Origin of the sequence: Klebsiella sp. CN_Kp113 (assembly GCF_040064585.1) — a bacterium.
Lineage (GTDB): Bacteria > Pseudomonadota > Gammaproteobacteria > Enterobacterales > Enterobacteriaceae > Klebsiella > Klebsiella michiganensis.
Map to the genome: position 1 here is coordinate 40,280 of NZ_JBEAID010000072.1, position 12,785 is coordinate 53,064.

Annotated in this window: 11 protein-coding genes and 1 pseudogene; 6 read left to right on the plus strand and 6 right to left on the minus strand. The window is 57.5% G+C overall.

The features are described from left to right. Positions 1-68: 68 nt before the first annotated feature. Positions 69-842: a GntR family transcriptional regulator gene (locus tag ABLV30_RS28340; protein WP_004105268.1), complete on the plus strand. Its 774-nt coding sequence runs from the start codon at positions 69-71 to the stop codon at positions 840-842. Further along, positions 839-1,318 (plus strand): GNAT family N-acetyltransferase, encoded by a 480-nt coding sequence (locus tag ABLV30_RS28345; protein ID WP_116279884.1) that lies wholly within the window; start codon positions 839-841, stop codon positions 1,316-1,318. Before ABLV30_RS28340 ends, ABLV30_RS28345 begins: the two co-directional genes overlap by 4 nt. Here ABLV30_RS28345 and galR read toward each other — a convergent pair. Then, positions 1,279-2,295 (minus strand): HTH-type transcriptional regulator GalR, encoded by a 1,017-nt coding sequence (gene galR, locus ABLV30_RS28350; RefSeq protein WP_014839434.1) that lies wholly within the window; start codon positions 2,293-2,295, stop codon positions 1,279-1,281. The two genes, ABLV30_RS28345 and galR, sit on opposite strands and share 40 nt — an antisense overlap. A 416-nt stretch (positions 2,296-2,711) precedes the next feature. On the opposite strand from galR, the gene aas reads away from it, so the two are divergent. Together aas and lplT are read left to right on the plus strand one after the other, a co-directional pair. Beyond that, complete coding sequence (gene aas / locus ABLV30_RS28355) at positions 2,712-4,871, plus strand: bifunctional acyl-ACP--phospholipid O-acyltransferase/long-chain-fatty-acid--ACP ligase (protein ID WP_116279885.1); 2,160 nt, start codon at positions 2,712-2,714, stop codon at positions 4,869-4,871. Next, positions 4,864-6,057, plus strand: coding sequence for a lysophospholipid transporter LplT (gene lplT / locus ABLV30_RS28360; RefSeq protein WP_032694706.1), 1,194 nt, complete (start codon positions 4,864-4,866; stop codon positions 6,055-6,057). Before aas ends, lplT begins: the two co-directional genes overlap by 8 nt. 99 nt (positions 6,058-6,156) lie before the next feature. Here the strand turns inward: lplT and ABLV30_RS28365 are convergent, their stop codons facing one another. From ABLV30_RS28365 to ABLV30_RS28385, 5 genes and pseudogenes are all read right to left on the minus strand, one after another. After that, on the minus strand, positions 6,157-7,197 hold the full coding sequence (locus tag ABLV30_RS28365) for an NADP(H)-dependent aldo-keto reductase (protein WP_109240830.1): 1,041 nt from the start codon (positions 7,195-7,197) through the stop codon (positions 6,157-6,159). A 237-nt stretch (positions 7,198-7,434) separates the two neighbouring features. Then, positions 7,435-7,653, minus strand: a complete 219-nt coding sequence (locus ABLV30_RS28370; RefSeq protein ID WP_004105255.1) for a YgdI/YgdR family lipoprotein — start codon at positions 7,651-7,653, stop codon at positions 7,435-7,437. A gap of 124 nt (positions 7,654-7,777) precedes the next feature. Further along, the gene (locus tag ABLV30_RS28375; RefSeq protein ID WP_004105253.1) at positions 7,778-8,491 is read right to left on the minus strand and encodes a TerC family protein; all 714 of its coding nucleotides are present in this window, start codon (positions 8,489-8,491) and stop codon (positions 7,778-7,780) included. 81 nt (positions 8,492-8,572) lie between these two features. After that, entirely contained in the window at positions 8,573-9,268 is a 696-nt protein-coding gene (mutH, locus tag ABLV30_RS28380) for a DNA mismatch repair endonuclease MutH (RefSeq protein ID WP_116279886.1), read from the minus strand. Positions 9,269-9,356: 88 nt separating this feature from the next. Then, positions 9,357-9,497 (minus strand): annotated as a pseudogene (locus tag ABLV30_RS28385) (hypothetical protein); the annotation flags it as partial. 453 nt (positions 9,498-9,950) lie between these two features. On the opposite strand from ABLV30_RS28385, the gene rppH reads away from it, so the two are divergent. Both rppH and ptsP read left to right on the plus strand, forming a co-directional pair. Beyond that, positions 9,951-10,481 (plus strand): RNA pyrophosphohydrolase, encoded by a 531-nt coding sequence (gene rppH, locus ABLV30_RS28390; RefSeq protein WP_004124593.1) that lies wholly within the window; start codon positions 9,951-9,953, stop codon positions 10,479-10,481. Between the two features lie 12 nt (positions 10,482-10,493). Further along, positions 10,494-12,740: a phosphoenolpyruvate--protein phosphotransferase gene (gene ptsP / locus ABLV30_RS28395; protein WP_014226660.1), complete on the plus strand. Its 2,247-nt coding sequence runs from the start codon at positions 10,494-10,496 to the stop codon at positions 12,738-12,740. The last annotated feature ends 45 nt before the right edge of the window (positions 12,741-12,785 follow it).

Below are 12,785 nucleotides of genomic sequence, written 5' to 3' on the forward strand. Positions count from 1 at the left end.
CCGGGCTGAAATTTTGCTAAGATAGCGGCCGATATTGACTCGCAGGCTCATAACGCACAGGTGATATTGTGGAGAAGGCTATCATTCCGCCGGAAAAGAAACCCTACCAGGAAATAGGTGATGATTTACGCGCACAGATTGCGCAGGGGCGCTATCCCATCGGGTCGCGCCTGCCGCCGGAACGCAATATCGCCGAGACCTACGGCGTGAGCCGGACCATCGTCCGCGAAGCGCTGCTGATGCTGGAGCTGCAGGGGACGGTCGACATTCGCCAGGGCTCCGGGGTGTACGTGATGCGCATCCCGCACGAGGACGATAGCGAGGAAGAACAGATGTTGAGCAGCGACGTCGGGCCGTTCGAAATCCTGCAGGCCCGCCAGCTGCTGGAGAGCAATATCGCCGCTTTTGCCGCCAAAATGGCCACCCGCGCCGATATCGATAACCTGAAGCGGATTATCGAGCAGGAACAGCGGGCGATTGCCGCCAACGATACCAGCCAGGATAACGCCCGGCTGTTTCACCTGGTGCTGGCCGGCGCGACGCAAAATCAGATGCTGCTGGCGACGGTTGAGCGCATCTGGCTGCAGATGGACAGCAGCCCGCTGTGGCAGCAGTTCAACGTGCATATCGCCAGCCGGGCGTACCGGCTGAAGTGGCTCGGGGACCGGCAAACGCTGCTCGCCGCCCTGCGCCGACGCGATGTGATGGGGGCCTGGCAGGCAATGTGGCAGCATCTTGAAAATGTCAAAAACAGCCTGCTGGAGCTCTCCGATGAAGACGCGCCGGACTTTGACGGCTATCTCTTTGAATCGGTACCGATTTTTCAGGGAAAGCTGGTATGATTATTCACCCCCTCTACGCTGTGCCGCAGCACGCTTCATGCGTAACGGAGTGGCTCTGGCGAGCGTTTGGCGCTGACGCGCTGCCGTGGGCGTTCTTCGCCAGCATTGTCGAACATAGCCAGACGCCGGGAGCGCTGCCCATTACCTTTGTGGCCGTGGAGGGCGAGAGGCTGCTGGGCACCGTCGGCCTGTGGCGCTGCGATTTAATCAGCCGCCAGGATCTCTATCCGTGGATGGCGGCGCTCTACGTGGCGCCTGAGGCGCGCGGGCAGGGGCTGGCGGGAAAACTACAGCAGCACGTCATCGGATATGCCAGAGCGCAGGGCTATACCGAGCTATTTCTCTACTCCGCCTGCCGCGATTTTTATGAGCGTTTTGGCTGGCAGTATATCGGCGAAGGCCTGGATTATCCGGCCAGCGCCGTCAGTTTATACCGCTACGATTTATCGCTGTCGAGGGGCGCAATCACCGAGTGACGGCGGACCAGCGTGGGGCTGAAAAGGTGGGTAATCTCCGGCGGCGGGCGATGCTCCGCCAGCGCTAACGCCAGCTCCGCGGCCTGCGTCGCCATGGTGACAATCGGATAGCGTACGGTGGTCAGACGCGGGCGCACGTAGCGCGAAATCAGCACGTCATCAAAGCCAATCAGCGAAATCTCACGCGGCACATCAATCCCGTTATCGTTTAATACGCCCATCGCGCCGGCGGCCATCGAGTCGTTATAGCAGGCGACGGCGCTGAAGTTCCTGCCGCGGCCCAGCAGCTCGGTTATCGCCTGTTCTCCGCCGCTCTCATCGGGCTCGGCAAAGGTCACCAGGCGATCGTTGCACGGCAGATCGCTCTCTTTTAACGCTGCCCAGTAGCCCTGCAGCCGGTCTTCAGCATCGGAAATAGCGTGATTAGAGCAGAGATAGCCGATGCGGGTGTGCCCCTGCTGAATCAGGTGGCGGGTCGCGAGCCATGCGCCGTAGCGGTCATCCAGCGCCACGCAGCGCTGCTCGAAGCCGGGCAGGATGCGGTTGATCAGCACCATGCCGGGGATTTGCTGCATCAGCGAGGCCAGTTCGTCATCGGGGATCATTTTGGCGTGGACCACCAGCGCCGCGCAGCGGTGGCGAATCAGCTGTTCAATCGCCTGGCGCTCTTTATGGAGGTTGTGATAGCCGTTACCGATCAGCAAAAAATTGCCGGTATTGTAGGCGACCTGCTCGACGGCTTTCACCATCGCGCCGAAGAAGGGGTCGGAGACATCGCCCACCACCAGGCCGACGGTTTCCGTTGACTGCTGCGCCAGCGCGCGGGCGTTGGCGTTGGGGTGATAATTTAGCGTTTCCATCGCGGCGCCTACCGACTGGCGCGAGGCTTCGCTGGCTTTCGGTGAATTGTTAATAACGCGGGAGACGGTAGCGACGGAGACTCCTGCGAGCCGGGCTACATCCTTAATAGTCGCCATACCAGGCCTTTTTTAGGGTAAGCGTTTACATGGCATTTATGTTACGGGAAAGCGCGGCAGATTCAAGGGTTGGTACTTTTGGGTTAATGCAATTGTGACGCAGATTAGCGTTGCGGGTGAAATAGTTACCCACAGGGGTGCGGAGAATGATTCCGGGAACGGACAATTCACACCTTTGCTTACACTTTGCGATTGGCTGTTGCGAATGTTCGCTGGTTTACCCATTCATTGCATTGATACTCTGGCTATCCCAGAGGTATTGATAGGTGGAGTCAACTTCAGGTTGACCACTTAATTACACCAGCCTGCGCAGATGCGCAGGTTTTTTTTGTCCTGAATTCCGCTCCTCCTGGTGCATTTTCCGTCCCTTCTCATGTAACCTGCTTTGACTGATTAACCGGTCAAACGGAGTTGTTATGCTTTTGGGATTTTTCAGACTACTTTTCAAAGGATTGTACCGGGTCAAGTTAACCGGTGACCCCCAGGCGCTGCACCAGCAAAAGGTGCTGATTACGCCAAACCATGTCTCCTTTATTGACGGCGTACTGCTGGCGCTTTTCCTGCCGGTGCGCCCGGTGTTTGCGGTCTATTCCTCAATCAGCGATCGCTGGTTTATGCGCGCGCTAAAGCCGATTATTGATTTTGTGCCGCTGGACCCGACCAAACCGATGTCGATAAAACATCTGGTCCGCCTGATTGAGCAGGGGCGCCCGGTGGTGATTTTCCCGGAAGGGCGGATCTCGGTGAGCGGTTCGCTGATGAAAATTTACGACGGCGCCGCCTTTGTGGCGGCGAAGTCGCAGGCGACCATCGTGCCGCTGAGAATCGAAGGCGCTGAATTAACCCCCTTTAGCCGCCTGAAGGGGCTGGTCAAGCGCCGCCTGTTCCCACGCATTCAGCTGCATCTGCTGCCGCCGACGCATCTGCCGATGCCCGATGCGCCGCGCGCCCGCGACCGGCGTAAAATTGCCGGTGAAATGCTGCATCAGATCATGATGGAGGCGCGGATGGCGGTGCGCCCGCGCGAAACGCTGTATGAGTCGCTGCTGGCGGCCCAGGACCGCTTCGGCGCGCGCAAACACTGCGTGGAAGATATCAATTTTCAGCCGGACACCTACCGTAAGCTGCTGACCAAAACCCTCTTCGTGGCGCGCATTCTGGAAAAATACAGCACCCAGGGCGAAAAAATCGGCCTGATGCTGCCGAACGCCGGAATAAGCGCGGCGGTGATTTTTGGCGCGATCGCCCGCGGACGAATCCCGGCGATGATGAACTATACCGCCGGGGTCAAAGGCCTGAGCAGCGCCATTACCGCGGCGGAAATCAAAACCATCTTTACCTCCCGCACCTTCCTCGATAAAGGCAAGCTCTGGCACCTGCCGGAGCAGTTGACGCAGGTACGCTGGGTATTTCTCGAAGATTTAAAAGGTGAGGTTACCGCCGCCGATAAGCTGTGGATTTTTGGCCATCTGCTGATGCCGAAGCTGGCTCAGGTTACGCAGCAGCCGGAAGACGCGGCGATGATTCTGTTTACCTCCGGCTCGGAAGGCAATCCGAAAGGGGTCGTGCATAGCCACAAGAGCCTGCTGGCCAACGTCGAGCAGATTAAAACCATTGCCGACTTTACCGCCAACGACCGCTTTATGTCGGCGCTGCCGCTGTTTCACTCCTTTGGCCTGACGGTCGGCCTGCTGACCCCGCTGTTTACCGGCGCGGAGGTCTTTCTCTATCCCAGCCCGCTGCACTACCGCGTGGTGCCGGAGCTGGTATATGACCGCAACTGTACCGTGCTGTTCGGCACCTCCACCTTCCTTGGCAACTACGCCCGTTTTGCGAATCCGTATGATTTTTATCGCCTGCGTTACGTTGTCGCCGGGGCGGAGAAGCTGCAGGAAAGCACAAAGCAGATCTGGCAGGACAAGTTTGGCCTGCGCATTCTTGAAGGCTACGGCGTCACCGAATGCGCGCCGGTGGTATCGATCAATGTGCCGATGGCGGCGAAAGTGGGCACCGTTGGCCGCATTCTGCCGGGGATGGACGCGCGTCTGCTGGCCATGCCCGGTATTGAAGAGGGGGGCCGTTTACAGCTTAAAGGGCCGAACATCATGAACGGCTATCTGCGGGTGGAAAATCCCGGCGTGCTGGAAGCGCCCGCGGCGGAAAATCAGCACGGCGTAGTCGAAGCCGGCTGGTATGACACCGGGGATATCGTCAGCTTTGACGAACAGGGCTATGTGCGGATTCAGGGACGCGCGAAGCGCTTTGCCAAAATCGCCGGTGAGATGGTGTCGCTGGAGATGGTCGAGCAGGTGGCGCTGGCGGTTTCGCCGGACAAAATGCACGCCACGGCGATTAAACAGGATGCCAGCAAAGGCGAGGCGCTGGTGCTGTTTACCACCGATAATGAACTGAATCGTGAAAAACTGCTGCGCTATGCCCGTGAACACGGCGTACCGGAGCTGGCGGTACCGCGCGACATTCGCTGGCTGAAGCAGCTCCCGGTACTGGGCAGCGGCAAGCCGGACTTTGTCACCCTTAAAGGCATGGTTGAACAGGCGGAAGATTCGAATGAGTGAGTCAGTACACACTAACACGTCGCTGTATTCGAAAGGGATGATGGCGGTTATCTGCGCCCAGTTTCTTTCGGCGTTTGGCGATAACGCGCTGTTGTTCGCCACCCTGGCGCTGATGAAGCAGCTGTTCTACCCGGAGTGGAGTCAACCGGTATTACAGATGTTGTTTGTGGGCGCTTACATTCTCTTCGCGCCGTTTGTCGGACAGTTTGCCGATAGCTTTGCCAAAGGACGGGTGATGATGGTGGCGAACGGCCTGAAGCTGATCGGCGCGGGGTGCATCTGCTTTGGCGTGAATCCGTTTATTGGCTATACGCTGGTGGGCATCGGCGCTGCCGCCTATTCTCCGGCTAAATACGGCATTCTCGGCGAGCTGACCACCGGCGATAAGTTAGTGAAAGCGAACGGCCTGATGGAGTCCTCGACCATTGCAGCGATCCTGCTCGGCTCGATGGCGGGCGGTATCCTGGCGGACTGGCATATCATGGCGGCGCTCGGCGTCTGCGCGGTGGTGTACGCCGGCGCGGTGGTTGCCAACCTGTGGATCCCGAAGCTGCCGGCGGCGCGTCCCGGGCAATCATGGCGTTTCAGGCCGATGACCCACAGCTTCTTTAGCGCCTGTACGACGCTATGGCGCAACGGTGAGACCCGCTTTTCGTTAGTCGGCACCAGCCTGTTCTGGGGAGCGGGCGTGACGCTGCGCTTCCTGCTGGTGCTGTGGGTGCCGGCGGCGCTGGGCATTACCAGCAACGCCATGCCGACCTACCTTAACGCGATGGTGGCGGTGGGGATTGTGCTGGGAGCCGGCGCGGCGGCGAAGCTGGTGACGCTGGAAACGGTGTCGCGCTGCATGCCCGCCGGGATATTGATTGGCGTGGCGGTCATCTTTTTCGCCATCCAGCAGGCGCTGCTGCCGGCGTTTGCCCTGCTGCTGCTGCTCGGCGCGTTCGGCGGCTTCTTTATCGTGCCGCTTAACGCCCTGCTGCAGGAGCGAGGGAAACATACGGTCGGCGCGGGCAACGCTATCGCGGTGCAGAACCTCGGCGAAAACGTGGCGATGCTGCTGATGCTGGGCCTCTATTCGCTGGCGGTGAGCATCGGTATTCCTGTCGTCGGCGTAGGGATTGGCTTTGGCGTGGTGTTCGCCCTGGCGATTACTGCCCTGTGGATTTGGGGACGGCGTAAATAATCTCCCGGAGGCGGCGCGTAGCGCCTGTCCGGGCTACAAACCGCACGAACTTGTAGCCCGGACAGATGCGTAGCATCGCCTCCGGGAGCTTTTACGGCCTTACGGTGCCGGGTAGGTATAAACCTGATGCACCGCTTCAATCTCGGCTAAAACCTCTGCGCTCAGCTCCAGATGCAGGCTTTCGACGTTGGTTTTCAGCTGCTCCATGGTGGTCGCGCCCAGCAGGGTGCTGGCGACAAACGGCTGACGACGTACGAAGGCCAGCGCCATCTGCGCCGGGTCAAGGTTGTGCCGCTTCGCGATATCGACATAGGCTGCCACCGCTTTTTGCGTCTGCTCGCCGCTGTAGCGCGTAAAACGGCTGAACAGCGTATTGCGTGCGCCTGCCGGTTTTGCGCCGTTGAGGTATTTCCCGGTCAGCGTGCCGAACGCCAGGCAGGAATAGGCCAGCAGCTCCACGCCTTCATACTGGCTGACTTCCGCCAGGCCCACTTCAAAGCTGCGGTTCACCAGGCTGTACGGGTTCTGGATCGTCACGATGCGCGGCAGGTCGTGCTTGTCCGCCAGATGAAGATAGCGCATCACGCCAAACGCCGTTTCGTTAGAGACCCCGATATAGCGAATCTTGCCGGCGCGCTGGAATTCGGCCAGCGCGTCCAGCGTATCCAGCAGGGTGACGACCGGGGCGGAATCGGCCCAGGTGTAGCCCAGCTTGCCGAAACAGTTGGTCGGGCGCTGCGGCCAGTGTACCTGATAGAGGTCGAGATAATCGGTCTGCAGGCGCTTCAGGCTGTCGTGCAGCGCCTCGCGGATATTTTTACGATCCAGCTTGTGGTCAGGACGAATGCTGCTGTCGTTATTGCGGGCAGGGCCGCTCACTTTAGAGGCGATAATCAGCTTTTCGCGATTACCGCGCTTCGCCAGCCAGTTACCGATGTAGGTTTCCGTCAGGCCCTGGGTTTCCGGGCGCGGCGGGACGGGATACATTTCCGCGACGTCAATCAGGTTAATGCCCTGACTCACCGCGTAATCGAGCTGCTCGTGCGCGTCTGCCTCGCTATTCTGCTCACCAAACGTCATTGTGCCCAGCCCCAGCGTGCTGATTTCAAGAGAACTGTGTGGGATACGGTGATACTGCATAGCCGGCTTCCTTTTTTATCAACAAGGTCAGGCGTTCCCCGACAAAGGAATATAAAAATGGCAGAGGGGGAGAAAAAGGGGAAGTAAAAAAATCAAAAAAGCCGGGCTGACGGAATCCGGCCTGATGAATCCTCGCGGACAGATCAGGTGTATCCCGACTTTTCTCTGAATGCTGAAGAATAAAGAACGCTGCTCAACGGTGCGATAAAACGCTAAATCGCGACCTGACGGCGGGACTTAACGTTTAATAATCTGCGAAACGTCGTCACGATTGATCTGCATTTTATTACCCTGCTGATCTTCGTAGCTGATAAGGCCGGTGTCGTCGTCTATGGCGGGTTTGCCGTCGGTCAGAATCATGCGACCATCTTTGGTTGCCATGACGTAATCGCTGCTGCAACCGGAAACCGAGAACGCCAGTCCTACGGCGGAAATCAATACTGCCCATTTTTTCATCGCTATCACCCCTATTATAGCCGCACCTCGTACCAGTATATTAATAGCCTGATTTGTGAGACATAAAAAGCAGTTAAGTCTTAAAAAAGAATTGCAGCCCGTTTCAGGGCTGCATTTTAGCGGGCTACAGCGGATTTTTTTTATTGCGCAGCAGGTTGAGACTTTCAACCGCAATCGAAAAGAACATCGCGAAATAGATGTAGCCTTTCGGCACGTGCACGTCGAAACTTTCGAGCATCAGCGTAAAGCCGACGAGGATCAAAAACGACAGCGCCAGCATTTTCACCGAAGGATGGCGGTCAACAAAATCGCCTATCGAACGGGCGGCAACCATCATCACCAGCACCGCGATAACCACTGCCGCCATCATAATAAACAGATGATCCGACAGCCCGACGGCGGTGATCACCGAATCGAGGCTGAAAATAATATCCAGCAGCATAATCTGCACGATGGCGCCCATAAATGAATGGACGTTGGTTTTCAGCCCTTCTTCTTCGCCTTCAATGGATTCGTGAATTTCTTTACTCGCCTTCCAGATCAGGAACAGCCCGCCCAGCAGGAGGATCAGATCGCGAAACGAGATCTCCTGGCCTAGCACGGTAAAGAGAGGATTAGTGAGCTTGACGACCCACGCGATTGACGCCAGCAGCGCCAGACGCATGATCATCGCCCCCATCAGCCCAATACGGCGGGCGTGTGCCCGTTGCGCAGTGGGCAGTTTTGCCACCACCAGAGAGAGGAAAATAATATTATCGATCCCGAGCACTATCTCCAGCAGCGTCAGCGTACCAAGCGCCAGCCAGGCGTTAGGATCGGTTACCCATGCAAATAACATCGTTCAAAGTCCTGCAAAATAGAAAGATGCGATTATATGCAACCGCCACGGCAGAACAAAAAATTAATCATCTCCAGGCCGTTATTTCGAGGAGAGAAGGAAATGGCGGGCGAGCAGGGCGGCGGTAAAGTTTTTCTTCAGATAGAAACCGCGCGGTAGGGTGAGGATCGGTTCGCCGCGGGCGCCCACCGCCTCGGTCAGCGCTTTGCTGTTTGCCGCTTTCGGGCGCAGCTGCAGCACTTCGCCGTGGCGGGCGGTGATGCGCTCGACCTGGCCGAGGACGATCAAATCCATCAGCTCTTCCCAATCCATACGCAGCTGGCGATCTTCTTCTTCGCTGGGGCTCCACAGCAGCGGTGCGCCGACGCGGCGTTCGGCCAAAGGAATCGCGCGATCGCCCTCTACCGGTACCCACAGTACCCGCTTGAGCTTATGACGCACGTGGCTGCTCTCCCAGGTGACGCCGCTGTTGCCGGTCAGCGGCGCGACGCAGACGAAGGTGGTTTCCAGCGGGCGACCTGATGAATCGATGGGGATGGTTTTCAGCTCGACGCCGAGGGCGGCGAAATCCTGCTCCGGCTTGCTGCCTGCGCTGGCGCCAAGCCATATCTCCAGCAGGATGCCGATCCAGCCTTTATCACGTTTTAAATCGCGCGGAATCGCAATCCCGGCAAGCTGGGCCAGCTCCCCCAGCGAATAGCCTGCCAGCTGCTGCGCCTGGGCCAGAAGCTGCTCCTGGCTTTGCGGGGGGGATAAGAGCGGCGCGATGGTCGGCATAGCGTAAAACCTCTGGCTAAAAAGTGAGCAGTAATTTCATCCGTTGTGGATAGAGTTTACCTTTTCTTGAGTAAGTATGACAATTTGATGATTCATATGGTTTTTTTTGCGATTTTTTGCCACGGTGAAAATGGTGAAACCGGGTTTTCCAGAACTGGTCACCGACAATGAACAGGATCTTACACCCTGTTATCCACAGAAAAATGGGATAACTGGGGAAAAGCCCCACTACTGTTTCCATTTACAGCCTTGACGTGAGATGAAAATCGAGTTTTTAGACAAAATATGCCCAGAGCACATGCGTAATCTGTGGATAAAACCAACATTGCTCGATCTTTCATCAGTTCCAGGATCTCTTATGTGATGATCGTCACGTTATACTGTGAATTATGAAATTTTAACATGCTAACTTTATGAAAATTAGGTCATTATAATCAGGTGCTATCGCTACGCTGTTCGGATGATTCCGGGTTTTCCCTGGTTAATTCCGTACTTCTTCACAACTCTATCCACAGAAAAAGTGAATAAAATCGTCCGGGTATGGCTTTCGCTGTTTATAACTCCGGGTATTACTGTGAGTTATTCAAATGTTATTCGATCTCATCCCCCTCACAGAGTGGTTTACCGTTTCCAACGAGTGTGAAACAATCATTCACATTGAAGCTTATTTTGAGGTAGTCCGGTGATTGATGACGATGGCTACCGCCCAAATGTCGGTATTGTAATCTGTAATCGCCAGGGCCAGGTTATGTGGGCCAGGCGCTATGGTCAGCACTCGTGGCAGTTCCCGCAAGGGGGCATAAATCCAGGGGAATCAGCAGAGCAGGCGATGTATCGGGAATTGTTCGAAGAAGTTGGGCTAAGCCGTAAAGATGTGCGGATCCTTGCTTCAACCCGTAACTGGTTGCGTTACAAATTGCCTAAACGTTTGGTGCGTTGGGACACAAAGCCGGTATGTATCGGCCAGAAACAGAAGTGGTTTCTCCTGCAATTGATCGGCAGCGATGCGGATGTCAATATGCAAACCAGCAGTACACCTGAGTTTGATGGCTGGCGATGGGTAAGCTACTGGTACCCGGTGCGTCAGGTGGTGTCGTTTAAGCGCGACGTATACCGCAGGGTGATGAAAGAGTTTGCCAGCGTCACCATGGCGCTGGCGGAAAGCACGCCTAAGCCGCAAAGCGCGCCTGCATATCGACGTAAAAGAGGTTAAGCCACGCACATTATGCTCACTCGGTTGCGAGAAATAGTCGAGAAGGTCGCGAGTGCGCCGCGTTTAAACGAGGCGCTGGATATCCTGGTCACCGATATCTGCGCCGCGATGGAGACGGAAGTCTGTTCGGTTTATCTGGCTGACAATGACCGACGCTGTTATTACCTGATGGCGACGCGCGGGTTGAAAAAGCCGCGCGGGCGCATCGTTGCGCTCGCTTTTGACGAAGGCCTCGTGGGCCTGGTTGGCCGCCTGGCCGAACCCATTAACCTCGCCGACGCGCAAAAGCACCCCAGCTTTAAATATATTCCCGCGGTCAAAGAGGGCCGCTTTCGCGCCTTCCTCGGCGTGCCGATTATCCAGCGGCGTCAGCTGCTCGGCGTGCTGGTTGTGCAGCAGCGCGAACTGCGCCAGTTTGACGAAAGCGAAGAGTCCTTCCTGGTCACCCTGGCCACGCAAATCGCCGGCATTCTCTCTCAATCCCAGCTGAACGCGCTGTTTGGTCAATATCGTCAGACCCGCATCCGCGCGCTGCCCGCCTCGTCAGGCGTGGCGATTGCCGAAGGCTGGATGGACGTCAGCCTGCCGCTGATGGAGCAGGTTTATGAAGCCTCGACGCTCGATACCGCTTCCGAGCGCGAGCGGCTGACCGGCGCGCTGGAAGAGGCGGCGAATGAGTTTCGCCGCTACAGCAAACGCTACGCTGCCGGCGCGCAGAAAGAGACGGCGGCCATCTTTGACCTCTATTCGCACCTGCTTTCCGACGCGCGCCTGCGCCGCGAGCTGTTCGCTGAAGTGGATAAAGGCGCGGTGGCCGAATGGGCGGTGAAGAAGATCATCGAGAAATTCGCCGAACAGTTTGCCGCGCTCAGCGACGGCTACCTGAAAGAGCGCGCGGGCGATCTGCGCACGCTGGGCCAGCGGCTGCTTTTCCATCTCGATGACAGTATCCAGGGGCCCAATACCTGGCCGGAGCGCATCGTGCTGGTGGCGGATGAACTGTCGGCCACCACCTTAGCGGAGGTTCCTCAGGATCGTTTAGCCGGCGTGGTGGTGCGCGATGGCGCGGCGAACTCCCACGCCGCGATTATGGTGCGCGCGCTGGGCATTCCGACGGTGATGGGGGCGGATATTCAGCCTTCGCTGCTGCACGGCCATACGCTGATTGTCGACGGCTATCGCGGCGAGCTGCTGGTCGATCCCGAGCCGGTGCTGCTGCAAGAGTATCAGCGCCTGATCAGCGAAGAGAACGAGCTTAGCCGCCTGGCCGAGGACGATCTTGAACGCGCTTCCGAACTGAAAAGCGGCGAGCGGGTAAAAGTCATGCTCAACGCGGGCCTGAGCCCCGAGCATGAAGAAAAACTCGGCAATTTCGTCGACGGTATCGGTCTTTACCGTACCGAAATCCCCTTTATGCTGCAAAGCGGCTTCCCTTCCGAAGAGGAGCAGGTTGCCCAGTATCAGGGCATGCTGCAGATGTTCAACGAGAAATCGGTGACGCTGCGCACGCTGGACATCGGCGCGGATAAACAGCTGCCGTATATGCCGATCAGCGAAGAGAATCCGTGCCTTGGCTGGCGCGGTATTCGGATCACGCTCGATCAGCCGGAGATCTTTCTGGTACAGGTCCGCGCGATGCTGCGGGCCAACGCGGCAACCGGAAACCTCAGCATCCTGCTACCGATGGTCACCAGCCTGGATGAAGTGGATGAGGCTCGTCGCCTGATCGATCGCGCCAGCCGCGAAGTGGAAGAGATGATCGGCTACGCCATTCCCCGCCCGCGTCTTGGCGTGATGCTGGAAGTGCCGTCGATGGTCTTTATGCTGCCGCAGCTGGCGAACCGCGTTGATTTTATCTCCGTTGGCACCAACGATCTGACCCAGTACATTCTGGCGGTGGATCGCAACAACACCCGGGTCGCCAGTATGTATGACAGCCTGCATCCGGGGGTACTGCGGGCGCTGGCGATGATCGCCCGCGACGCCGAGCGTTTTGGTATCGACCTGCGCCTGTGTGGCGAAATGGCGGGCGATCCGATGTGCGTGACGATCCTGATTGGTATGGGCTATCGTCATCTGTCGATGAACGGTCGTTCGGTGGCGAGAGTGAAGTATTTGCTGCGGCGCATCGATATCAATGAAGCCCAGGAGCTTTCCCAGCGTAGCCTGGAAGCGCAGATGACCGCCGAAGTGCGCCATCAGGTCGCGGCTTTTATGGAGCGACGCGGACTCGGCGGCCTGATTCGCGGCGGCCGCTAGCACGGGCTACGGTTCATGAATTTGTTGCCCGGGTAAGGCGTTAGC

Bases quoted from the DNA above. Each gene is read 5' to 3' on its own strand.
- aas (WP_116279885.1), top strand. From the start codon at position 2,712: ATGCTTTTGGGATTTTTCAGACTACTTTTCAAAGGATTGTACCGGGTC.
- lplT (WP_032694706.1), top strand. From the start codon at position 4,864: ATGAGTGAGTCAGTACACACTAACACGTCGCTGTATTCGAAAGGGATG.
- ABLV30_RS28375 (WP_004105253.1), bottom strand. From the start codon at position 8,491: ATGTTATTTGCATGGGTAACCGATCCTAACGCCTGGCTGGCGCTTGGT.
- mutH (WP_116279886.1), bottom strand. From the start codon at position 9,268: ATGCCGACCATCGCGCCGCTCTTATCCCCCCCGCAAAGCCAGGAGCAG.
- ABLV30_RS28365 (WP_109240830.1), bottom strand. From the start codon at position 7,197: ATGCAGTATCACCGTATCCCACACAGTTCTCTTGAAATCAGCACGCTG.
- galR (WP_014839434.1), bottom strand. From the start codon at position 2,295: ATGGCGACTATTAAGGATGTAGCCCGGCTCGCAGGAGTCTCCGTCGCT.
- ABLV30_RS28345 (WP_116279884.1), top strand. From the start codon at position 839: ATGATTATTCACCCCCTCTACGCTGTGCCGCAGCACGCTTCATGCGTA.
- ptsP (WP_014226660.1), top strand. From the start codon at position 10,494: ATGCTCACTCGGTTGCGAGAAATAGTCGAGAAGGTCGCGAGTGCGCCG.
- ABLV30_RS28370 (WP_004105255.1), bottom strand. From the start codon at position 7,653: ATGAAAAAATGGGCAGTATTGATTTCCGCCGTAGGACTGGCGTTCTCG.